This window comes from Sphingobacteriaceae bacterium, from assembly GCA_002319075.1.
Lineage (GTDB): Bacteria > Bacteroidota > Bacteroidia > B-17B0 > Aurantibacillaceae > Aurantibacillus.
In genome coordinates this window covers 2,347,466-2,368,644 of the sequence record NVQB01000001.1, presented here as the reverse complement: position 1 = coordinate 2,368,644, position 21,179 = coordinate 2,347,466, and the positions used below count along the sequence as shown (strand labels likewise).

The window sequence follows — 21,179 nt, the reverse complement described above, 5'->3', positions numbered from 1 at the left end:
TTATAAGCATACCAAACAATTTAAACGCAGTGGAAAAAAAGCACTTATAATGTGTATTAAAAAATAGTACACCTATAGCGTAAAATTGTACTTTTTTTTATAATATTGATCCGCCTGAATGGCTCGATCTATGTTTGGTTTTTTTATAAAAAAAATTCGCGAAAGTCATAATTACTCTCAGGAATATATGGCTGTGCAATTAAATATTACACAGGCCGCCTATTCAAAGCTCGAGTCTGACAAGAGTAATCTTAGTATTGAAAAACTAATAAGAATTTGTCGGGTATTAAATATACGTGGATTTGATATACTTAGTACAGAACATTGCTCCGTTGAAAGGGATTTAAATAAAGCTGAGGGCTATATCGTTGAATTGAAAAAAAACATTGAAATGCTTGAAAGCGATATATGCCACTTAAAAGCTGTAAACGATCGCTTGTGGAAGGTTATTTTTGAAAAAAAGATTCAGAGCAAATGAATTAATAATTCACTACCTGTTCTTCAATACCTTCAGGAATTTCACGAAAACCATACTGTTGATTTCTTAATTGCGGTTCAAACCCCGCTTCACGAATAGAATCCTGTATGGTTTTATAAGTAAACCTGTGTGGCGCTCCTGCAGCACTCACAACATTTTCCTCTATCATAATACTGCCGAAATCGTTAGCGCCAGAATGCAGGCATATTTGTGCAGTAGCTTTACCAACAGTTAACCAACTCGCTTGTATATTTTCAATATTAGGAAGCATGATACGGCTTAAAGCAAGCATCCGTATATATTCGTCTGAAGTGACATTATTTTTAATTCCCTTCACACGTTTCAACAAGGTACCATCATCCATAAAAGGCCAGGGAATAAATGCCAAAAATCCTTTTGCCTCTGCGGGTTTTTGAGCTTGTACTTCTCGAATCCAGACTAAATGTTCAAAACGCTCATAAATAGTTTCCACGTGCCCAAACATCATAGTAGCACTTGTTGTGATGTTCAACTGATGTGCGGCTTTCATAACCTCCAGCCATTCGCGCCCTGTGCATTTTCCTTTGCTTATTAACCTACGTACGCGGTCGTTTAAGATCTCTGCGCCCGCACCGGGTAAACTGTCAAGGCCAGCATCCACTAATGCTTTTAAAACTTCTGTATGGGTGCTTTTCTCCAGTTTAGTAATATGTGCAATTTCAGGTGGACCTAAAGAGTGCAATTTGATTTGGGGAAAGTGAGATTTAATTTCTTTAAACAGGTTCACATAAAAAGAAAGCCCAAGGTCAGGATGATGTCCCCCTTGTAATAAAAGCTGGTCACCACCATACTTAATTGTCTCAGCAATTTTCGTTTTGTAAGTGTCAATATCAGTTATATAAGCCTCAGCATGTCCTGGAATTCTATAAAAATTACAGAATTTGCAATTCGCAATACAAACGTTTGTGGTATTTAAATTTCTATCAATTTGCCAGGTAACTTTGTTAGAGTTTTTTTTCTGAATCTTTCTGAGTTCATTTGCAACAAATGCCAGATCGGCTGTGGGTGCATTCTCAAAAAGAAAAACGCCTTCCTCTATACTTAAAAAATCGAAAGCTAGAGCGCGGTTTAAAAGTGAATCAACGGTCATAATTATTAGCCACCCCAAAAGGTTTTACAAATTTACCAAATCATTTGTTTGAACAAGGTTAAAAAACAAAAAACCCGTCCCGATAATTATCGGGACGGGCTCTTAAAGAATTTAAACCTTAAATTAGTTTTTCACCAATTTCACAGTTTTAACCACTTCACCATTTTCGTTAAATGCTTTAACGAAATAGGCACCTTTAGGTAATTCTGAAGTGTTGATTGTTTCTGAAGAACGAACAACCGATGTAATCACAGCTTGTCCTAAAGTGTTATAAACAATCACTTTACCATCTAAAGCGCTAATTCTTAATTCATTTGCAAAAGGATTTGGGAAGATAGATAACTCTTCGCTTGGGCTGTAAGAACCAACTCCAACTGTATTAGTAGTTGTAGTAGTACTACAAACAGCAACACTTTGAGAGAAGGTTGCAGTGTTTGTACAACCATTAGCTGAACTAACTACTATTGAAATTGTTTTAGATCCCACAACAGTACCCACTGCTAAAGCTAAAGGATTTGTTGTTCCCGTAACTGAACCTGAAGTCCATGTATAACCGCTGATTGCAGTGCTATTAGTAGCAGTTGCAGTAAGAGTTACAGTTGAATTTGTACAAGCCTTTACTGTGTTTGAAGCAACAGATAAAGATGGAGTCTTGTTAATAGTTAAAGTGTAAATAGCTTCAGAAATACATCCATTAGCACTTTGCCCAAGTAAACCTACAGTTTGAGTGTAAGCTGCAGGAGTTGTAGCCGTTTGCGCAGAAATGATCAAGTTAATATTAACATTGGTTGCTGTGCTAGCACCAACTACCCATAAATAAGCGCTTGCACCACCAGCTGAGAAAGTTGCTGTTGTTGAAGGACCGTTAACACAAACTACAGAGTTTGCAGTTGCAATTGTAACTGTTGGATTAGGTAAAGCTGTAATAGAAATACCTGTACCACCAAAACAAAAACCAGTTTGACCTGCTACACTATAAGTAGTATTAGCGCCCGGAGTAACAGTAATTACTGCACCTGTTCCGATTGGAGTACTACCTGCAATCCATGTGTAAGAAGTAGCTGATCCAGAAGCAGTTAAAGTAACAGTTTCTCCGGCACATACTGTATTATCAGATGCGCTTACACCTACTTGTAAATTGGTACTAACTGTTATTACTGCTGTAATAACAGTACCACAAGAAGTTGCATTGGCTGAAGGATATAACGAATAAGTAGTAGTAGTACTAGGACTAACAACGATTGAAGAAGTTGTAGCACCAGTACTCCATGAATAAGTGGTAACTGGTAAACCCATTGCCTGGATTGTTGTAGACGCACCAGCACAAGTTGTGTAGTTTTGAACTGTTGGTCCGCAAGGTAAAGTATATTTCACTGCGTCAATTCCAACATAGCTACTGTTAGTTCCGTTCGGACCTCCATCATCAACAACATAACGGAACGCAAAACGCCCAGTCACTGTTCCTGTAACACCGCTGATTTGAACAGAATAAACTGTCCATGCGTTAGGATACCCGTTAACACTTCCATTACTTACTGCAGATGCAGTACTTGTTGATAATAAAGGATTAATGTCTAATAATAAATTGGTAAAAGTACCAACACTTGCACTACCTGTAGGAATAACAGAAGATACACCTGCAGTACTCATTCTTAATTGTAAACCATCAGGAAATACAGTTGCTGTATTAGGAGTTCTGGTTGCAAATTCGATAACCGCACCATTGTAAATAGTTACAGTTGGAGTAATTAACCAATTGCTGATACCGCCTTGCGTAGTAGCCTGGCTATTAAAGTTTGCTGCGTAATAATCGTTAACTCCGCCGTTATACGCCGGAAATACATTTGTACCGTTTCCCTGAAACCAGCTTAAGCTGCCAGCAGCAGAAGAGTTGTTTTGCACACCCCAGTTAAAGGTAGCCGGCGTCCAAGTTGCCGTAAAGTTTTCAGAAAGTACCACTTGCGAATTCATTTTGAATAGAGATCCAGCCGCAAGAAGTAGAAGAGTAATTTTTCTTTTCATGATTTTAGAATTAATTTTCGTCTAAGATAAATAATTTTTCCAAACGAATAACTCTGGATCCGCTTTTTTTATAAAGCAAATTCAGCCCTTATTTTCTTAGTTAAACTGGATAAAACGAGCTGGTAAGAATCTTCTATGATAGTATTTATCAATACTTTAGGAATTGAGCCGTCGCAGATTACAGTATTCCAATGTTTTTTATTCATGTGGTACCCCGGCAAAATGGTAGAAAATTTTTCCCTTAGTTCAATTGCCCGGTCAGGCATGCATTTTGCATTAAATTGTAGTATTTGCGATTCAAGGCTTACCAATAAAAAAATCTTACCTCCAACCTTGAATACCAGCGTTTCATTTCCAAACGGAAAACCTTCTTCAACACCTTTTTTAGAAAGGCATATTTCTCTGATTTCTTCTGCATTCATTGAATAAGTGTATTTAATACATTAATTATTAATATGATTTAATTTAGAATGATCCATATTTAAAGGCTTAAAAAAACTTAAAATTATGTAGTTTCCGTCGCACATCAATCCCCGAAAAACTGCGTTCCCACACTGATTACAGCATTCATAACAATTTCTTAATATTGGTGTCCAAATATCCTGAATTTAATGCCAGATGTAAAACAGCACCTAATTTATTTATAAAACTTCGAAATATTTGCACTGTAATTACCGTTAAAACATCAAAAATACTGAGCACTTGATAGTTTTTTAAAACTATTTTATTAAGTTTGGCGTTCTTAAAATTTAAACTAACAAACAAATCAAAAATAACAAACAAACATGAGCACAAAAAAAACATCGGGAGGTTTCCCACTAATTGTTTCGGCCTTAGCCATTGTAATTTGTCTTGGACTTGGAGTCTTTATTTACAAGGCTATTTTAGGAGCTCCTTCTAACTTTGAAGGTGGTGGACATGCAAGCGCCAGCGGTCACAGAACTCCCATTAATATTCTTGGAACCATGTACATGGGTGGATTCATTGTGCCAATCTTAATCGGTTTCTTATTAACTGTAATTACTTTTGCTATTGAGCGTTTCATCACTATTATGAAAGCAAGTGGAAAAGGAAACACCGATAAATTTGTATCTAAAATTAAAACCTTAATTTCTAACCACGATTTCGAAGGTGCTTTAGCAGAATGCGACAGACAAGGTGGATCTTTAGCTAATGTTGTTCACGAAGGTATTTTAAAATACCGTTTCGTTGAAAACGATTCGCATATGGATAAAGAGCAAAAAGTTGAGGCAATAACGAAATCTATTGAAGAAGCTACTTCTTTAGAATTACCAATGTTATCTAAAAACATGGTTGTTATTTCAACAATGGCTTCCATCGGAACTTTAGCTGGTCTTATTGGAACGGTTGTAGGGATGATCACGGCATTCTCGGCTTTATCTGCTGCGGGCGCTCCTGATACTTCGGCATTAGCAACTGGTATCTCTGAAGCTCTTGTAAACACTTTGGTTGGGATCTTAACTTCTGCTTTAGCTATTATTTTTTATAACTATTTCAGTAACCGTATCGATCAGATTACTTATGCAATGGATGAAGCAGGTTTCTCTATTGTAAAAGAATTTCAATCAACCGGAAAATAAATTCCTTTCCGCTTATGCGGGGAAAAATAAATTCAGATAATTTTTCATCTTGAGTTTATGGAATTTTAATAAAGTATTCATCTAAATAAAAAGAAACAAAAGATGTCAAAAAAACCATCAAAAGGCGGATCGCCTTCGATAGATATGACGCCCATGGTGGACTTAGCGTTCCTTCTGGTTACATTCTTTATGTTGACAGCTTCTTTTCGTATGGCCGAACCAGTGGTGGTGGATCCTCCTTCCTCCATTGGACAGGTAGATTTACCGGATAATCATATCATGGTAACCATCGACGATAAAGGCCGTTCCTTTTTCGGGATAAGCAACTCCACTGCAAAGATGGAAGCCCTGAGAGAGATGGCTGCTAAATACAAAGTTGGTTTTACCGAAGAACAAATAAAAAAGTTCAGCGGTTTACCGAGTTTTGGTGTTGATATAAAAGATCTTCCTGCATACATCAATGCAAAAGAAGATGAACGTAAAAACTTTAAAGGTCAAACCGGAGTTCCATTGGATACTATTACTCCTAACAATCAGTTAAAAGACTGGATTGCGATTGGTGGTAAAAAAGCAGTGGAAACATACCTGGCAGCTAAAGATGCTGCAGAAGCAAAAAACCAGGATTTTAAAGCAGAGAAACCACGTTACGCTATTAAATGTGCTGCTAAAACAAAGTACATTTTTGTGAAGGACGTTGTTAAAACCTTTACCGACCTAAAGATCTATCAGTTTAATTTGATCACTTCTTTAGAAGGTGGCGGAACAGTTATAAATCCTGTAAAATAAAGAATTAACGCTGCCCAGGCAGTATAAAAATTTAATTAACAATGGCAGAGATACAAGACGGCGGTGGCGGTGGCCACAAAGGCGGTAAAAAAAGAGCCAAGAAACAGTCTACCCGTGTAGATATGACTCCCATGGTTGACTTAGCGTTTTTGTTATTAACGTTCTTCGTTTTAACAGCTACTTTCAGTAAACCTAAATCCATGGAGCTTACGTTTCCGGCGCCTCCGGAAAAATTAGATGACTCTCCTCCGATAAAAAATGGTATTACTTTTTTATTGTCAAAGGATGATAGAATCTTCTATTACGAAGGTGAGTTTAAACCTACGGATGATCCGGTTAAAGGACCAAAAACTACTTTGGCAGAACTAAGTTTCGCTCAGGGAGGCTCTAACGGTTTGCATAAATACTTACTTGAAAAAAACAAGGCTATGCAGGATCAAATTAAAGCTTTAGACGACAGACATCAAAAGAAACAAATGGCTGATACCACGTTTAAACGCATGGTTAGAGAAGTTAAAGCTGATAAATCGTCGTTTACCTACCTTATTAAAACAGATGATAAGGCAACGTATAAAAACGTAATTGACGTAATTGACGAATTAAACATTAACGTAGTAGGAAAGTACGTTATGGTAGATATCATGAAACCTGAGCTCGATCTGGTTAACGAAAAAGTTGGAGCTAACTAAAGGAGGTAATAATGTTTAAAAGCTGGAATAGCGTAACACTAGATGAAAGGAACGACATTGTTTTTGAAGGTCGTAACCAAAACTATGGTGCTTACGAACTAAGAAGAAACTACAATAAACGTGTAACGCTTATTATTGGTGGAATGATCCTATTTTCTTTCGTTTTATTAGGCGTAAAGAAATTTGCAGATCGTCCGAAAAAAGAAATCATTGCTGAGACTATTAAAGTGGAACAAATTGATTTGACTCCGCCGCCGCCTCAGGAAGAACAACCACCTCCCCCACCGCCGCCACCACCACCCCCAATGGTTGAGATGGTGAAATTTACGCCTCCCGTAATTAAAGATGATGCTGTTGAAGAAGAGCCTCAAAAATTACAGGAAGAAGTAAAGGAAACGCAAGTTGGCGTGAAAGATCAGGAAGGTGAACAAATTATTGCTCCTCCAACCGTTGATAATGGACCAGGCGAACCTGCAGCTCCGGAGATTTTTACAATCGTGGAAGAAAATGCAGAATTTCCAGGCGGTATAGCGGCTATGATGAAATACATTCAACAAAATGTTCAATATCCAGCAATGGCTCGTGAAGCAGGAATTTCAGGGAAATGTTTCCTTAAATTTGTTGTAAACGAAACTGGTGATATTAGTAATGTTGAAGTTTTAAAAGGCGTTCCAGGATGTCCTGATTGCGATAAGGAAGCTATTCGTGTGGTTAAATCCATGCCGAAATGGAAACCCGCAAAAATGACGGGACGCGCAGTAAAATGTTATTTCAACTTACCGTTTAGTTTCAAAATTCAATAAATTAAGCTCACTCTCAAAAAAAGCCGCAAGATCAACATTGTGGCTTTTTTTGGCACTCAACAGAAGTATAAAAACACAAACTATGAAACTCGGATTAAATACAATGGCCATCTGGTTTGGCATGATAATGATACTTTTAGTTTTATCGGGGGCCATAGCCTTTGCTTTTACTAATTTTATGGACGACAGATTATTCGGTCCAAAGCGCATTTTCTTTGTTTTACTATTGTTAGCGTATGCAGTATACCGCATTTTTAGATTACGTCAGTTATTAAAACAAAATAAATATGAAGACTAGAATTTCAGCTCTTAAAACCATTAAAGTTTACTCTGTTCTGGCCTTTATACTGCTGTGTACATCCTGTAGTGGCCCCTTTAAAAATGACTATAATGATAATTCGCCCACTTCAGGGAAACTAAAAGTGTACTACGATGAGGGCTTAGCTTTGCATGTAAAAAATCAAACAGCCACCTTTGAATCACACTATAAAAATGTTGAGATAGAACTTTTTGAATCGTCTGAGAATGAAGCTGTGCAAGCGCTATACACTGACAGTTGCGAGGCAATTGTAATATCCAGACTTCTTACACCTAAAGAAAAAAAAGCGTTCGATTCTAAGCAATACTCTCCAAAATACACAGCGGTTGCAAAGAGTGGAATTGCTGTTATCGCGAATGTAAACACCAATATAACAAGTCTTTCTTACGAACAAGTAATCGAAATCTTATCTCATCCCTATGCTTTTAAAGATAGCATGGGAAAAGAACAAACGCTGACAGTACTTTTTGATAAAAATAATTCTGCTGTACTTCATTACATGATGGATTCAGTTCTCAAAGAAAAGAAACTCTCTTCGAGCTGTAGCATTTTAAATTCAAGTCTTGAGAGTATTAACTATGTAGCTAAAAACAAAAACTCCATAGCCTTTGTCGACTTTGCATGGCTGAGCGATACAGACGATTCTGTTTATAAAGCCAATACAGATAAGATAAAATTTCTTAGCGTCAGCAAAGCAGGATCCACTTCTTACGAATTGCCAAGTCAAAGCAGCTTTAAATTGGAAACTTATCCTTTTACCCGAACTGTATATGTGATGCGTAAAACAGGAGAATTTTCTCTAGCCAAAGGTTTTGAAAGTTTTATAGCGGGTCCCAAAGGGCAGCTTACCTTTTTAAAGCAGGGCTTGTTGCCTGCGCGTCAGGGAGAAAGGTCTCTGCATATAAACATGGAAAGAGAAGTTGATAAAAGTCAGGATTAATCTCTTAAAATACCTTAAAAAAGATCCTACAATTTTATCTGGCATCCCCTTTGTAAACACATAAATACCTATTTTTAAACTTTCAAAAATAATAGTTTATCGCCGATTCTCTCATCATCATTAAACAAGAAGTAACGCGATATTAAAAAGCAACATATGAAAAATTTAGTTTATACAGCAGCGTTTGCTCTGTCAACAGTTGCAGGATTCGCACAAACCCTGCAGGAATTAATTACAAAGACCGACAATGAGAATTTTGAAGTAGCTGAAGCAGGCTACCGATCTCTTATTGCTAAAGATCCTGCTAAAGGCGAGAATTATTTTTATTTTGGAGAAAACTTTTTTAAACAAGGAGAGATCGACAGTGCTAATTATATGTATACTAAAGGAGCAGAAACAAATGCTACAAATCCTTTAAACTATGTAGGAGTTGGAAAAGTCCTGTTAGCAAACGGAAAAACTGCCGAAGCTAAAACCCAATTCTTTAAAGCAGTAACGTTAGGCGCAAATAAAAACGCCGAAGTTCTTCGCAGAATTGCTGAAGCATGGTTAGTGACAGATACTAAAAATGCAGACGAAGCCATAGCTCTTGCTACCAGCGCCATTAAAATTGATCCGAAAAATCCTGAGAATTATATTTTGTTAGGTGACGCTCAATTGGAGAAAAATCCAACAGATGGTAGCGCTCCCGTTAAAAGTTACCAGACAGCTTCTACCTTAAATTCAAAAAGCACCAAAGGTATTTTACGTGAAGGAAAACTTTACCAACGTGGTAGAAACTATCAATTAGCTTTAGATTATTATAAAAAAGCTATGGGCATTGACCCTAACTTCGCTCCGGCATACAGGGAGATTGCAGAACTGTATTCATTAGCCGGACAACCATCTAAATCTATTGAGAACTGGAAAAAATACCTGGAGTTAAACAACAGTGATTATGCCCGTTACCGTTTTATGAGTGCACTCTTCGCAAACAAACAATATTCAGAAGCCGTAACAGAATATGAAAGCCTGAAAAAAGCGAATTTTGACAATGTTTACCTGGAGCGTTTAGCTGCATACAGTTATGCTGAGGCTGGAAACAAAACAGATACTGCTGCTTTCACAAAAGGATTAAAAGCGATCAATAAATTTTTTGACACCGCTGGTCCAAATTTTAAATACATTTCAAACGATTACAAATACAAGGGAATTCTGTTATCTAAGATGGGTAAAGATTCTTTGGGCGTTATTCAAATGGAAAAAGCCATTGCACTTGATTCTTCGTCTGCAGGTGAGATTTACGGAACTTTAGCCACCATGGCTGCTAAAAATAAAAAATACGATAAAGTAATTCTTTACATGGAGAAAAAAGCAAAAGGAAATTATAAAAATTTAAATGTAAACGATTTCTTTGATCTGGGTAAAGCGTATTATTTCACAGGTACAGCCAAACAAAAAGAAGTTAACGACATGAAGGATGCGCTTGCGAAAAAGAAAAAGCCAACCGACAATCCTGAAGTGAGCGCAAAAGAAGAAGAAGCTTTATCAAACTTTGTAAAAGCTGACACTGCCTTTAAACATTTAACGCAATTAAACACTGTTTGGCCATGGGGCTACACATGGAGAGGCAGAACAAACTCTATCATTGATCCAAAAGTAACCAGTGATTCTACAAAAACGTATTACGAAAAAGTAATTCAACTCGTAAAACCTGAAGAGAGAACCTCTTCTTACAAAGCTAATATTATTGAAGCTTATGAATACCTTGGCTTTTATTATGTAACTAAAAAAGACGATGCAAAAGCTAAAGAGCAATGGCTACTCGTAAAAGAACTTGATCCAACGAATGTTAAAGCAAATGCTTTTCTAAATCCTAAAAAACCTCAGCCAACTGCGGCACCTAAACCCGGAGCTAAGAATTAAATAAAAAAGCCCTTCTGAAATCAGAAGGGCTTTTTTATGGCCTCTATTTTTTATGATCCAGCATGTAGATGGCATCCAGGGTTAACATCGAATCAACTTCCAAACCACTATTCTGTGCTTTTTCAGAGACTTCTTTAAACCACGCAGGCGTACTTCTTATTTTTTCTTTGATAGCCTGCAATTCTTCTTTCCGTTTGTTTGGTTTGTAATATGTATCGTAGCACATATCTACAAATCCCCCTCCAAACTTATGCAATGTTGCTTCTGCATGCATGATAATTATTACATCTGCTTCCCGTATTTTTGCTGCATAGTCTACTTCAGAAACATGCACGGGCGATGTAAATGATTCAGGATACATTTCTTTATTGTAATACCAGAATCTTGCTGGAGCGAAGATGTTGTCCGGAAGTCCTGTGCTATAAATGTACCACCAGAAGCTATCGGATATAACCAGTAATCTAAGCTTTTTATGTTTTAACGAATCATAGTTTACTTTCAAGTCCGGATAGGCCATTTTAAAAGTCTTTGGATTCTTATAAAGGTTTAAACTTCTAATGGCATCATCATCTGTATTTCGCAAGGAGTCGCTAAGTTCAATGTTTGTAAGTTGGATATCCGCCAAAGCGATATCTAATTTTTTCTCTGTATAGTGAACCATGGAATCAAAAGCTAAAATTGCGCCATAATTGCTCCAATGAATCCCTAATTGTGGATACAAAGGGTACTTACTTTTTATTTTTTGGTCCTGAAAAAATTTATAGAAATCTATGTGGTTAAGGCCTTTGTTAAAAGCTGCGTCTCTGAATGCTTGATAGTTGCTTATTGTTTTTTCACTTTTGTAATTGTCAGGAATAAATTCTGGATAAAAACAAGCTTTTCCTGGAGCGAATACGGCAAAGATTAACTTGTTTTGTTTTTCAAGTGTATCCTGTATTCTCTTAAGCTTATTTATGTAGTTGTCTACCTTCGCCTGTCCAATAAAATCTCTACCGTAATAAGCATCTATGTAGCCAGTTTCATAGAGATAATTCTCCTTACCCACAACCACGTAAGAAACGCTTGCTTTTTTAAACAACGAAAAATTTATCTGGCATATTAACCGGATATAATAATTATGAAGGCCAAAATTTTCTTTAATAAATTTATCTTTCTGCGCTTGATAGTCGCCGCTAAACCAGTTTAACCATGAAATATCAGTGTCGCTCTCTGGATAGAAAGCGCCTTCAAGAGGTTTTTCGTACTTTTTAATGTGGGTGACATTTTGAATCAATGGAATAAAAAGAAAGGCCAGTAATCCAAATAGGATTATGATTTTACCACTTCTTTCTATTTTTTCTTGCTCCATTAAAATCTAAAATAAATAAATGGATTAAAGCTACTTGACGCAATGCTGGCAACGGCTACAGTAAATAAAATACAAGCCGTGACAGTATAAATCAAAGTTCCTCCCAGTGCTGCCCTGGGTTCAAAAATTTTTATCTGAAGCTTTTCTGCGCCTTTAACCAGTGTAAAAAAAGAAAAGACCGCGGCTAGCCCAAAGTAAAAAATAAATTGATTGGTGTAATAGCCAATTGGTAAAGTATAGTTAACACTAAACAACTTTGTTAGAATACCAATGGCGCTGGAAGCCGAGTCTGCGCGAAAGAACACCCAACCAATGGCTACTAATAAAAAAGTAAAAGCGGTTGATGGAATTTTTCCGATTTTCTTATAAAATTCTAACAAAAAAAGTCTTTCTAAAACAAGAAACGTTCCATGATAAATCCCCCATATGATAAAGGTCCAGGAAGCGCCATGCCAGAAACCAGAAGCGAGAAAAACCAGCCATAAATTAAAATACATTCGTGCTTTGCTAACCTTATTACCACCAAGCGGGATGTATAAATAATTTTTCATCCAACTTCCCAAAGTAATATGCCAACGCCGCCAAAATTCTGTGATACTCTGCGAGGTGTAAGGATTGTCAAAGTTTTCAGGAAACCGAAATCCAAATATCTTTGCAAGTCCAATTGCCATATCACTGTAGCCACTAAAGTCAAAATAAATTTGAAAAGTGTAGGCCAGCATTCCTGTCCAGGCTGTAGCAGCGGTTAATGTATCAGCCGGGACATTAAAAGTTGAATCTGCAAAAACGGCCATGGTATTGGCGATAAAGACTTTTTTGGAAAGTCCGATCACAAAACGGAAAAACCCCGCAAGCCTGTTGTCTACCGTTTCCTGTGCGCTGCGATCTGTGATCTGATCGGCTATTTCGTGGTAACGAATAATTGGCCCGGCGATTAATTTTGGAAAAAGAATAATATACAATTGATAGTGCCAAAAATTCTTTAATGGTTTATGTACACGCCTGTAAACATCAATGACATAGGTAAGACTCTCGAAAGTATAAAAGGAGATGCCAATTGGTAAAACAATTTCCAGCATTTTTATAGGCTCAACTCCCACCAGGGAAAAAACAGCGTTTATATTCTCAACGAAGAAATTGCAGTATTTAAAATAGAATAGAAGCCCAAGATTCATGCAGATAGAAAAGATCATCATGAGTTTACGTCTTCGTTCGCTATGGCTATTATCCATGACGCTAACAAGGAAAAAATCAAGCAGGGTTGTACCCAAAATAACGAAGATAAAACGCGGAGCTCCCCAGGCGTAAAAAACAATGCTGGCAATGAGTAGAAATGTGTTCTTAAAGCGCTTTCCGACAAAATGATAGAGCAGGATCACAAAGGGTAGAAAATAAACCAGAAAGGTGATGCTGCTGAATACCACAGGAATTTTTGAACGAACTTAATTAATTTATTTAAGTATAAAAAATGCTACAAATTAAAGCAAGAGGCGAGCATCATTTATTTTAGATTTGTTGAGATTACATTTAAATGCAAGTAACCCAAATATCATCTGAACTCCTTTATCAAGTTGGACTTACTTTAATTGAGGGGATTGGTGACATAAACGCCAAAGCGCTGCTCGCCTACTGTGGAAACGCCGAAGAAATTTTTCGTCAGAAAAAATCACATTTGCAGAAAATTCCCGGTATAGGCGAAATCAACGCAAAGTCCATCATTGCCAGCCATTCTGTTCTAACCCGTGCCGAAGAAGAATTACGTTTTATTGAGAAATACAAGATCAAGCCTTTGTTTTTTACGGATGAAGATTATCCTTCAAGACTAAAATACTGCAGCGATGGTCCAATTCTATTGTATTACAAAGGTAATGCGAATCTCAATTGCGAAAAAATAATCGGCATTGTAGGAACGCGTAAGCCGAGTGATTATGGTAAACAAATGACCAGGGAACTGGTAGAAGGCTTAAGCGAGAGTGGCGCGCTTATACTAAGCGGGCTTGCGTATGGTGTAGATGTATTGGCTCACAAAGCAGCTCTTGACCATAACTTACAAACAGTGGGTGTTGTTGGCCATGGTTTAGATCGTATGTATCCACAGATACATGATAAGGTGGCCAAACGTATGATAAATCAAGGAGGACTGTTAACTGATTTTATGAGCGGCACCAACCCCGACGCTGTTAATTTTCCAAAACGCAATCGTATTGTTGCTGGTTTATGCGACGCGCTGGTTGTTATTGAAAGTAAAAGAACAGGTGGTAGTTTAATTACTGCCACCATAGCAAACAGTTATAATAAAGATGTTTTTGCTTTTCCCGGAAGAGCAGGAGATGAGCTGGCGGAAGGTTGCAACGGACTTATAAAGAGAAACCGCGCTGCACTTATCGAAAATGCCGACGATCTTCTATATGCGATGCAGTGGCAGGAAAAAGACAAACCAAAAAATAAGTCCAAACAGGTTCCCTTGCTGTTAAACCTTTCTGAAGAAGAAAAAATTATCGTGAGTTTGTTTTCTGAAAAGAAAAGCATTCATATTGATGAAATTTGCCAGGCCACGCAATTACCTGTTAGCAAGGTTTCGGGTTATTTGTTACAATTGGAGTTTAGCAACATAATCAAGAGCAAGCCGGGCAAATTGTACGAGTTAATGTAATTTGTTATTCATTCTGTATACATTGGCCTCGGTATAAAATCTTGTTTTAAATTTCCTAACCAGCTCTATTCCACTGTTTTCAAAAGGTTTTGGGTAGAGAGGATTCATATAAATAAACCAGGTTTCGGATGCGCTTTCTGCTTTTATTTTTTCCACTACTTTATTTAAAATCTCCTCATTAAAAGGATTAAACAAAAAATAAACAGTCTTGATATTTTTATAATGATAATCTAAAGCGTTTGCCTGCAAAAATTCTATGTGAGATTCTTTCCTTTTCATAGGATAAAGTTTTAGATTTTCGATGGCTTCATGCAGCAATGATTCATCCAGCTCTATGCCGGCTATATCATTAAAACCTATCGACTCAGCAACAAAAACAGCACGCCCCTTGCCGCAACCGATGTCAACAAATTGAAAGCCTTTTGTAAAAGGGTAGATCTCTGTAAGAATACGATTTAACTGCTGATAACTTGCGCCCTGGTAATGAAAATACTCTGCCGAATCACTCCGCTTTATTTTAGACGTTCTTATGCCGAACTTCTTTTCGTACAACTGTTCTGCTCTCAGCAATGCCAGGCTATTGAACAGTCCCCGCAAGATAATAGATCGAAAAAAGTAATAGATATATAGCGCAATTTTCAATTTATTAGGTTTTAAATATGCTCTAAAATTAATACCTTCATCATTATATTCCGAATAAATTAGTTGCTAGTATGCAGATTGACTTAGAAGCAGAGAGAAAAGAAATTTTAAAACGCTACAGACACCTTATCATCGCCTGTAAACGCCGACTAGAAAAAGGTGATAAGGAGATTATCCGCAAAGCCTTTGAGGTAGCTGTAGAAGCGCACAAAGAAATGCGCCGTAAAAGTGGCGAACCATACATTTACCATCCTATAGCTGTTGCGCAAATCTGTGCTGAAGAAATTGGCCTTGGAAGTACTGGCATAGTATGCGCGTTGTTGCATGATACCGTCGAAGATACTGATTTAACGCTGGAAGATGTTAAGGGCCTATTTGGAGAAAAAGTTTCGCAGATTATAGACGGTCTTACGAAGATCTCAGGTGTAATTGACAATACCTCATCCATACAGGCTGAGAACTTCCGTAAAGTACTCCTGACCATGAGTGAGGATATTCGCGTGATCCTCATAAAACTTGCCGACAGACTTCATAATATGCGTACGCTTGAACACATGAAGCGTGACAAACAAATGAAGATTGCCAGTGAAACACTTTATTTGTATGGTCCTTTAGCTCATCGCCTGGGATTAAATGCCATTAAAACCGAACTTGAAAATTTAGGTTTAAAATATACAGATTCCGAATCCTACAATGAAATTGCCCTTCGTTTAAAGGAAAGCGAGCCCGAAAGAAAAAAATTCATTCAAAAATTTATTGAACCCCTCAAAGAAATTCTGGTTGAGCAAGGTTTAAAAGTGAAAATATTCGGCCGACCGAAATCGATTTACGGGATCTACAATAAAATGAAAACGAAACATGTTTCTTTTGATGAGATCTATGATTTGTTTGCTATTCGTATTGTAATTGATTCGCCATTCGACCAGGAAAAATCTGATTGCTGGAAAGTATACTCTATTATAACCGACTTTTATCACCCTAGTCCTGAACGTTTGCGAGATTGGATAAGCACGCCTAAAAGCAATGGCTACGAAAGTCTCCATACCACAGTTATGGGGCCACAGGGTAAATGGGTAGAAGTACAGATTCGTACTACGCGTATGGATGACCTTGCTGAGAACGGCTATGCGGCGCACTGGAAATACAAGGATAGTGCGGCGGAAAAAGAAAGTAAACTCGAAAACTGGTTATTAAGAATTCGCGAGATGCTGGAAAATCCCGATCCAAATGCTTTGGAATTTATTGATGACTTTAAACTGAATTTATTCAGTGATGAAATGTTTGTTTTCACTCCGAAAGGAGATATGAAGACTCTTCCGGTAAATTCTACTGCCCTGGATTTCGCTTTTGAGATTCATACCAAGGTGGGAGAACATTGTATTGGTGCAAAAGTAAATCATAAGTTGGTTCCATTGAGTCATCATCTTTCGAGCGGCGACCAGGTGGAAATTCTTACCAGTAGCAAACAAGTTCCTAAGGATGATTGGCTATCGTTTGTAATAAGAGCAAAGGCAAAGTCGAAGATTAAGAATAGCTTAAAAGATCAACGCAAAAAAATTGCCGAAGAAGGAAAAGAAATTATGAGTCGTAAGTTCGATCGTCACAAACTCGAATTTAATAACCAGATCATAAACGAGTTTTGCACTTTCTTAAAATTACCCTCTTCGCAGGAACTTTTTTACCGAGCAGCCCTTGGAAATGTTGACCAGAAAGAAATAAGAGATTTTGTAAAATTCAGAGAAAACCCTTTAAAGAAAAGAAGGAAAGAAGCTCCGAAAATTGAGCAACTCGTTACAAGCGCACGTGGAAAAACAGATATGCTTGTTATAGGAGATGATCTTCAAAAACTCGATTATAATCTTGCGCCCTGCTGCAATCCTATTCCTGGCGATGACGTATTTGGATTTATTACTGTAGGAGAAGGCATAAAAATACACCGTGTAAATTGTCCAAACGCTATTAAATTACTCTCCAACTATGCTTATCGCGTTGTAAAAGCCAAGTGGGTTAACGATCAGCTTATTTCTTTCTTAGCTGGCTTAAAAATTACCGGTACAGACGAATTAGGAATTGTAAACAATATCACGAAAGTTATTTCAAATGAAAACAACGTGAACATGCGCTCTATTAACTTTGATACGGACGATGGTCTTTTCGAAGGAACTATTATGATTTACGTGCACGATACTAAACACTTAAACCACCTTATTTCAAATCTAAAAAAAGTAAAAGGTGTAAATAATGTGGAGCGTATTGATGAGAAGCAGAAGGAAATAGTTTAAAACTTAATATTTAATTTCCCTGATTTTCAATTTTTTGGCGGGATTACCCTGGTAAATCCAATTCGCCTCGATGCTTGAAGTTGCAATGCTACCCACTGTTAGCAGGCTGTTACTGCCCAGTCGCACTCCGGGACAAATTACTGTCTTGGCTCCCGCCCACGAACCTTCTTCTAAAGTAATTTCACCAACAATAAGATCGAACGTTGTTTTTTTATAATTGTGATTGCCGCATAAAAGCAAGGCCCCCTGCGAAATGCAGGAATGACTTTTTAAAGTTACTTTAGCAAGATTATCGATCCATACTTCCTCGCCAATCCACACATGATCACCAACCACCAGTCTCCATGGATATTTGATAGACACATGGGGTTTAATGATAAGCCCCTTGCCAACTTTAGCGCCAAATAAGCGCAAAAGAAATCGTTTCGGGCCATAGAAAGGAAAAGGTGAGCGGAAGAAACAAAGATTAATAGTGTACCACATTACCCTGTAAAATAAATTCTTACCCGGCTTGTACCAATCGTTATTGAATGTTGAAAGATCAGTCTTTAATTGACTCATTAAATAGTGTTTTATAGTGTTCTGTTATACTTTGCAAATCAATTTTATCGCTAATATAACTAATTGCTTTTTTACTACTGCTCAAAAATTCCTGCTCGTTTAAAGCGGCCGATTTTTTTATAGCTTCCCTAAATTTTTGTTTATCGCTAAGGTTTATCGCATATCCAGCGCCGTGCTCTTCTAAATCGTTCCAGGGCGTTTGATCGCTAATTATTACCGGACATCCGCATAATAAACTTTCGACGATCGAATGGCCAAAATTTTCGTTTAAGGTTGGAAGAAACATCATATGTTCATCTGCCAATACAGTCTCAATTTCGGTTGGATCAATACTTCCCTTATAAGTTACACATACATTTGAGGGCATCCTTTTTATTACAAACTCACATTTCTCCCAGTAAAGTTGATCTTCCAAAGGCCCGTAAATATTATACCGAATGTTAATGTCTTCTATTTTCTCTAAAATCTGTAAGGCAAAAAGAAGGTTTTTTTTCTCGCTAATTCGTGAGATAAAACAGAGATGAAGACTTCCTGGCTTCTTTGTTTTCTTATAAGTAGAGCTAAGTTTTTTAGGAAGATTAGAGATTTTGACGATCCGTTTTGGATGAAAATTCTTCTTAATTTCCTGTTCTTCCTGTGTAGAGGTTGCATGCCAAATTACTTTTGAATGAAGGCCAACAAGTTTTGAATAAATCAGAAATAATTTCTTTTTGAATTTTTTTATAGCAAGGGCGCCATCTCCAAGCATACCCCTTGGAGCAAGAACAACAGGTGTGTTTTTATAATACTTATTGAGAATCTGTAAGGGTACGATAGAAAAGTGTTTCGAAAAAAAACTGTTGATATAAACTTTTTCAAAAGTAATTCCATCAACTATTTTTTTAATAGCGTCGGCATTAAGTGTCTTTGCGTCGGCATAAAAAACATCACAACCCATAAAGGACTTTGTCCATTTATTCGATTCAATCCCGGGATATGACTTTTCGCTATTAAGATCAGAGTTGGTAGTAATAATTTTAAAATTAAAATCATTTCCTAAATAGTTAACCAGCGAAACTATTGACTGAACGGGTCCCCCTGCCAGATAACCAGGCCAGAACCAATCTATAAAAACAAGTATGTTGGGTTTACTGCTCAATCTTATTTGAATCCATCCAATTATTTAATACTACCAAATGCCATATCCTTGCCCAGGTAACAGTAATATCACCATTTAAAAATCTTTTCCATAAATCTTTTAGACTGTTTTTTAAGAAAAGATTTTTGTCTTCGAGGGCATTTATATTCATTTCGCAAAAACTCTTTAATTCGTCCTTAAGCCAATTCTTCCAAGGCAGTGTAAAGCCCATTTTCGTGCGGTTTACTACCTCCCCTGGAAGTAAATCTCCAAGACTATCAACTAATAACTTTTTAGGCGTGTGAGGAAATTTATGTTCATCCGTTACGCCTAAAACAAATTCTATGAGCTTATAGTCCAAGAAGGGTTCCCGAACTTCTAAAGCTACAGCCATGCTCATCTGATCAGCATCACGTAATAAAGTGTTTTGAAGATATGTGTTTATTTCTGCGATAGATACCGCACTTAAAAGATAATTTTCCTTTTGCTGCACTTCAGAAACCAGCTTTGCAATATTTGAAAAGGGGTGGGCGTCCATTACCAGCTTGTTCAATTCCTTTTGCGTAAATAAACTTCTGTTCAGAGGATAAGCCGATTCAAAATCAATTTTATCCTGCGCTAAGAGCTCTTGAATTTTATTTCCACTGATGCTTTTCTTTTGTTGCTGAATAGCAAAACCTACTGCCTTTCGTGCAAAACCGGGAACTGCATTTAACCACGATTTTTTTTGCAACTCTGCCATACGTTTAAAAACGTCATAACCTGCAAAGATTTCGTCTCCCCCAATACCACTCAGCGCCATAGTTACACCGGCTTGTTTAGTTGCTTTTGAAACGATATAGGTATTCGGTCCATCGCCACTAGGATGGTCCATTGCAGCAAGAGCTTCCGGTAATTGATTTAAAAATTCTTCTGGTGTTAATTTTATTTCGTGATGTTGAGTATTAAATTTTTTTGCTATGAGTTGTGCATACTTAGATTCCGAAAACTCACTTTCATCAAAGCTGATATTAAAAGTCTGTATTTTCTCAGAACTTACCTGACTCATTAAACCAACAATAGCACTGGAATCGATGCCTCCCGAAAGAAAAGCGCCAAAGGGCACATCCGCAACCAGCCTTCTTTGAACAGATTGACCCAACAGGTCATGCACATTTTTGCAAATGTCTTTATAAGAAAGATCTCGCGAAGTGTTGTCAATTTTATTGAGGTTATAATACTTTGTAACAGTAGCCTTGCCGTTTTCATATTCCATGAGATGTCCCGGCAGTAACATCTTTATCCCTTTTACAATTGTATTCGGAGCAAACACCGTTTGGTACATGGCGTACTCGGCTAACACATCTTTATTAAGTTTGAATGCCTTTATTCCTGAATGAATAATGGGCCGCATCTCACTAGAGAACATTAGACCTTCGTCACCATAATAATAGTACAAAGGCTTTACCCCTATTCTATCTCTTGCTATCGTAAGCTTTTTTTCTTGATTATCATAAATAGCAAAAGCATACATCCCGTTAAAATAGTCCAGACACTTAATTCCCCACCTAATGAAGGCCGCAAGGATTACTTCGGTGTCAGAGCTGGTTTGAAAAAAATAGGGTGCTGTATTGGACCCATGAACAGAACGTTGCAAATCAAGTTTTAGCTCTTTATAATTATACAATTCTCCATTGTATACGATAACATAGCGTTTGTCAGCTGAAAAAAATGGCTGGTTTCCTTCCGGGCTCAGATCAATAATAGAAAGGCGCCTGTGTCCTAAACAAATATTGTCACTTTGCCAACTTCCCTCATTGTCAGGACCTCGGTGAGAGAGCGTAGCATTCATCTTCCGGACTATTGGAAGTTTTTCTTCATTCGAAAAGCGATCAGAAATAAATCCGTTAATCCCGCACATAAAT

At 37.3% G+C, this 21,179-nt stretch carries 20 protein-coding genes; 9 read left to right on the top strand and 11 right to left on the bottom strand.

Features of this window, described 5'->3' with window-relative positions; all coding sequences use genetic code 11:
• Positions 1–118 precede the first annotated feature (118 nt).
• On the top strand, positions 119–478 hold the full coding sequence (locus CNR22_10330; protein ID PBQ32152.1) for a hypothetical protein: 360 nt from the start codon (positions 119–121) through the stop codon (positions 476–478).
• Between the two features lies 1 nt (position 479).
• Here the strand turns inward: CNR22_10330 and mqnC are convergent, their stop codons facing one another.
• The 4 genes from mqnC to CNR22_10310 all read right to left on the bottom strand — a co-directional run bounded on the left by mqnC (position 480) and on the right by CNR22_10310 (position 4,412).
• Positions 480–1,607 (bottom strand): dehypoxanthine futalosine cyclase, encoded by a 1,128-nt coding sequence (gene mqnC / locus CNR22_10325; GenBank protein ID PBQ32151.1) that lies wholly within the window; start codon positions 1,605–1,607, stop codon positions 480–482.
• Between the two features lie 123 nt (positions 1,608–1,730).
• Complete coding sequence (locus tag CNR22_10320) at positions 1,731–3,629, bottom strand: hypothetical protein (protein ID PBQ32150.1); 1,899 nt, start codon at positions 3,627–3,629, stop codon at positions 1,731–1,733.
• A gap of 68 nt (positions 3,630–3,697) precedes the next feature.
• On the bottom strand, positions 3,698–4,051 hold the full coding sequence (locus CNR22_10315) for an MmcQ-like protein (protein ID PBQ32149.1): 354 nt from the start codon (positions 4,049–4,051) through the stop codon (positions 3,698–3,700).
• Positions 4,052–4,196: 145 nt separating this feature from the next.
• Entirely contained in the window at positions 4,197–4,412 is a 216-nt protein-coding gene (locus tag CNR22_10310) for a hypothetical protein (GenBank protein ID PBQ32148.1), read from the bottom strand.
• 2 nt (positions 4,413–4,414) lie between these two features.
• Between CNR22_10310 and CNR22_10305 the strand changes: the two genes are divergently transcribed.
• From CNR22_10305 to CNR22_10290, 4 genes are all read left to right on the top strand, one after another.
• Positions 4,415–5,230 (top strand): flagellar motor protein MotA, encoded by an 816-nt coding sequence (locus CNR22_10305; GenBank protein ID PBQ32147.1) that lies wholly within the window; start codon positions 4,415–4,417, stop codon positions 5,228–5,230.
• 102 nt (positions 5,231–5,332) lie between these two features.
• Positions 5,333–6,016 (top strand): biopolymer transporter ExbD, encoded by a 684-nt coding sequence (locus tag CNR22_10300; GenBank protein ID PBQ32146.1) that lies wholly within the window; start codon positions 5,333–5,335, stop codon positions 6,014–6,016.
• Between the two features lie 41 nt (positions 6,017–6,057).
• Positions 6,058–6,705, top strand: coding sequence for a biopolymer transporter ExbD (locus CNR22_10295; protein ID PBQ32145.1), 648 nt, complete (start codon positions 6,058–6,060; stop codon positions 6,703–6,705).
• A gap of 11 nt (positions 6,706–6,716) precedes the next feature.
• Entirely contained in the window at positions 6,717–7,508 is a 792-nt protein-coding gene (locus tag CNR22_10290) for an energy transducer TonB (protein PBQ32144.1), read from the top strand.
• Here the strand turns inward: CNR22_10290 and CNR22_10285 are convergent.
• On the bottom strand, positions 7,482–7,760 hold the full coding sequence (locus CNR22_10285) for a hypothetical protein (protein ID PBQ32143.1): 279 nt from the start codon (positions 7,758–7,760) through the stop codon (positions 7,482–7,484). The genes CNR22_10290 and CNR22_10285 overlap by 27 nt on opposite strands.
• A 35-nt stretch (positions 7,761–7,795) precedes the next feature.
• Here CNR22_10285 and CNR22_10280 point away from each other — a divergent pair, with 35 nt between their 5' ends.
• Positions 7,796–8,767 carry a hypothetical protein gene (locus tag CNR22_10280; GenBank protein PBQ32142.1) on the top strand — a complete coding sequence of 324 codons (972 nt, stop codon included), beginning with the start codon at positions 7,796–7,798 and terminating at the stop codon, positions 8,765–8,767.
• Between the two features lie 156 nt (positions 8,768–8,923).
• Positions 8,924–10,672, top strand: coding sequence for a hypothetical protein (locus tag CNR22_10275; protein ID PBQ32141.1), 1,749 nt, complete (start codon positions 8,924–8,926; stop codon positions 10,670–10,672).
• Between the two features lie 43 nt (positions 10,673–10,715).
• Here the strand turns inward: CNR22_10275 and CNR22_10270 are convergent, their stop codons facing one another.
• Both CNR22_10270 and CNR22_10265 read right to left on the bottom strand, forming a co-directional pair.
• Entirely contained in the window at positions 10,716–12,020 is a 1,305-nt protein-coding gene (locus tag CNR22_10270) for a hypothetical protein (protein ID PBQ32140.1), read from the bottom strand.
• Positions 12,020–13,444 carry a sugar acetyltransferase gene (locus tag CNR22_10265; GenBank protein PBQ32139.1) on the bottom strand — a complete coding sequence of 475 codons (1,425 nt, stop codon included), beginning with the start codon at positions 13,442–13,444 and terminating at the stop codon, positions 12,020–12,022. Before CNR22_10265 ends, CNR22_10270 begins: the two co-directional genes overlap by 1 nt.
• Before the next feature lie 107 nt (positions 13,445–13,551).
• Between CNR22_10265 and dprA the strand changes: the two genes are divergently transcribed.
• Complete coding sequence (gene dprA, locus CNR22_10260) at positions 13,552–14,673, top strand: DNA-protecting protein DprA (GenBank protein ID PBQ32138.1); 1,122 nt, start codon at positions 13,552–13,554, stop codon at positions 14,671–14,673.
• On the opposite strand, the gene CNR22_10255 is transcribed toward dprA, so the two are convergent.
• On the bottom strand, positions 14,665–15,270 hold the full coding sequence (locus tag CNR22_10255) for a hypothetical protein (GenBank protein PBQ32137.1): 606 nt from the start codon (positions 15,268–15,270) through the stop codon (positions 14,665–14,667). The two genes, dprA and CNR22_10255, sit on opposite strands and share 9 nt — an antisense overlap.
• A gap of 116 nt (positions 15,271–15,386) precedes the next feature.
• Here CNR22_10255 and CNR22_10250 point away from each other — a divergent pair, with 116 nt between their 5' ends.
• Positions 15,387–17,597: a RelA/SpoT family protein gene (locus tag CNR22_10250; GenBank protein ID PBQ32136.1), complete on the top strand. Its 2,211-nt coding sequence runs from the start codon at positions 15,387–15,389 to the stop codon at positions 17,595–17,597.
• A gap of 3 nt (positions 17,598–17,600) precedes the next feature.
• Here CNR22_10250 and CNR22_10245 read toward each other — a convergent pair whose 3' ends face one another.
• The 3 genes from CNR22_10245 to asnB are packed head-to-tail and all read right to left on the bottom strand — an operon-like array spanning position 17,601 to position 21,175.
• Positions 17,601–18,158 carry a colanic acid biosynthesis acetyltransferase WcaF gene (locus tag CNR22_10245; GenBank protein ID PBQ32135.1) on the bottom strand — a complete coding sequence of 186 codons (558 nt, stop codon included), beginning with the start codon at positions 18,156–18,158 and terminating at the stop codon, positions 17,601–17,603.
• The gene (locus CNR22_10240) at positions 18,139–19,296 is read right to left on the bottom strand and encodes a glycosyl transferase family 1 (GenBank protein PBQ32134.1); all 1,158 of its coding nucleotides are present in this window, start codon (positions 19,294–19,296) and stop codon (positions 18,139–18,141) included. The genes CNR22_10245 and CNR22_10240 overlap by 20 nt, the downstream gene beginning before the upstream one ends.
• Complete coding sequence (gene asnB / locus CNR22_10235; GenBank protein ID PBQ32133.1) at positions 19,286–21,175, bottom strand: asparagine synthase (glutamine-hydrolyzing); 1,890 nt, start codon at positions 21,173–21,175, stop codon at positions 19,286–19,288. Before asnB ends, CNR22_10240 begins: the two co-directional genes overlap by 11 nt.
• Positions 21,176–21,179: the final 4 nt, after the last annotated feature.

What these genes read in the sequence shown, in the direction of transcription:
- CNR22_10330 (PBQ32152.1), top strand. Translation starts at nt 119, where the DNA reads ATGGCTCGATCTATGTTTGGTTTTTTTATAAAAAAAATTCGCGAAAGT.
- mqnC (PBQ32151.1), bottom strand. Translation starts at nt 1,607, where the DNA reads ATGACCGTTGATTCACTTTTAAACCGCGCTCTAGCTTTCGATTTTTTA.
- CNR22_10320 (PBQ32150.1), bottom strand. Translation starts at nt 3,629, where the DNA reads ATGAAAAGAAAAATTACTCTTCTACTTCTTGCGGCTGGATCTCTATTC.
- CNR22_10315 (PBQ32149.1), bottom strand. Translation starts at nt 4,051, where the DNA reads ATGAATGCAGAAGAAATCAGAGAAATATGCCTTTCTAAAAAAGGTGTT.
- CNR22_10305 (PBQ32147.1), top strand. Translation starts at nt 4,415, where the DNA reads ATGAGCACAAAAAAAACATCGGGAGGTTTCCCACTAATTGTTTCGGCC.
- CNR22_10300 (PBQ32146.1), top strand. Translation starts at nt 5,333, where the DNA reads ATGTCAAAAAAACCATCAAAAGGCGGATCGCCTTCGATAGATATGACG.
- CNR22_10295 (PBQ32145.1), top strand. Translation starts at nt 6,058, where the DNA reads ATGGCAGAGATACAAGACGGCGGTGGCGGTGGCCACAAAGGCGGTAAA.
- CNR22_10290 (PBQ32144.1), top strand. Translation starts at nt 6,717, where the DNA reads ATGTTTAAAAGCTGGAATAGCGTAACACTAGATGAAAGGAACGACATT.
- CNR22_10285 (PBQ32143.1), bottom strand. Translation starts at nt 7,760, where the DNA reads ATGCGGTATACTGCATACGCTAACAATAGTAAAACAAAGAAAATGCGC.
- CNR22_10280 (PBQ32142.1), top strand. Translation starts at nt 7,796, where the DNA reads ATGAAGACTAGAATTTCAGCTCTTAAAACCATTAAAGTTTACTCTGTT.
- CNR22_10275 (PBQ32141.1), top strand. Translation starts at nt 8,924, where the DNA reads ATGAAAAATTTAGTTTATACAGCAGCGTTTGCTCTGTCAACAGTTGCA.
- CNR22_10270 (PBQ32140.1), bottom strand. Translation starts at nt 12,020, where the DNA reads ATGGAGCAAGAAAAAATAGAAAGAAGTGGTAAAATCATAATCCTATTT.
- dprA (PBQ32138.1), top strand. Translation starts at nt 13,552, where the DNA reads ATGCAAGTAACCCAAATATCATCTGAACTCCTTTATCAAGTTGGACTT.
- CNR22_10250 (PBQ32136.1), top strand. Translation starts at nt 15,387, where the DNA reads ATGCAGATTGACTTAGAAGCAGAGAGAAAAGAAATTTTAAAACGCTAC.
- CNR22_10245 (PBQ32135.1), bottom strand. Translation starts at nt 18,158, where the DNA reads ATGAGTCAATTAAAGACTGATCTTTCAACATTCAATAACGATTGGTAC.
- asnB (PBQ32133.1), bottom strand. Translation starts at nt 21,175, where the DNA reads ATGTGCGGGATTAACGGATTTATTTCTGATCGCTTTTCGAATGAAGAA.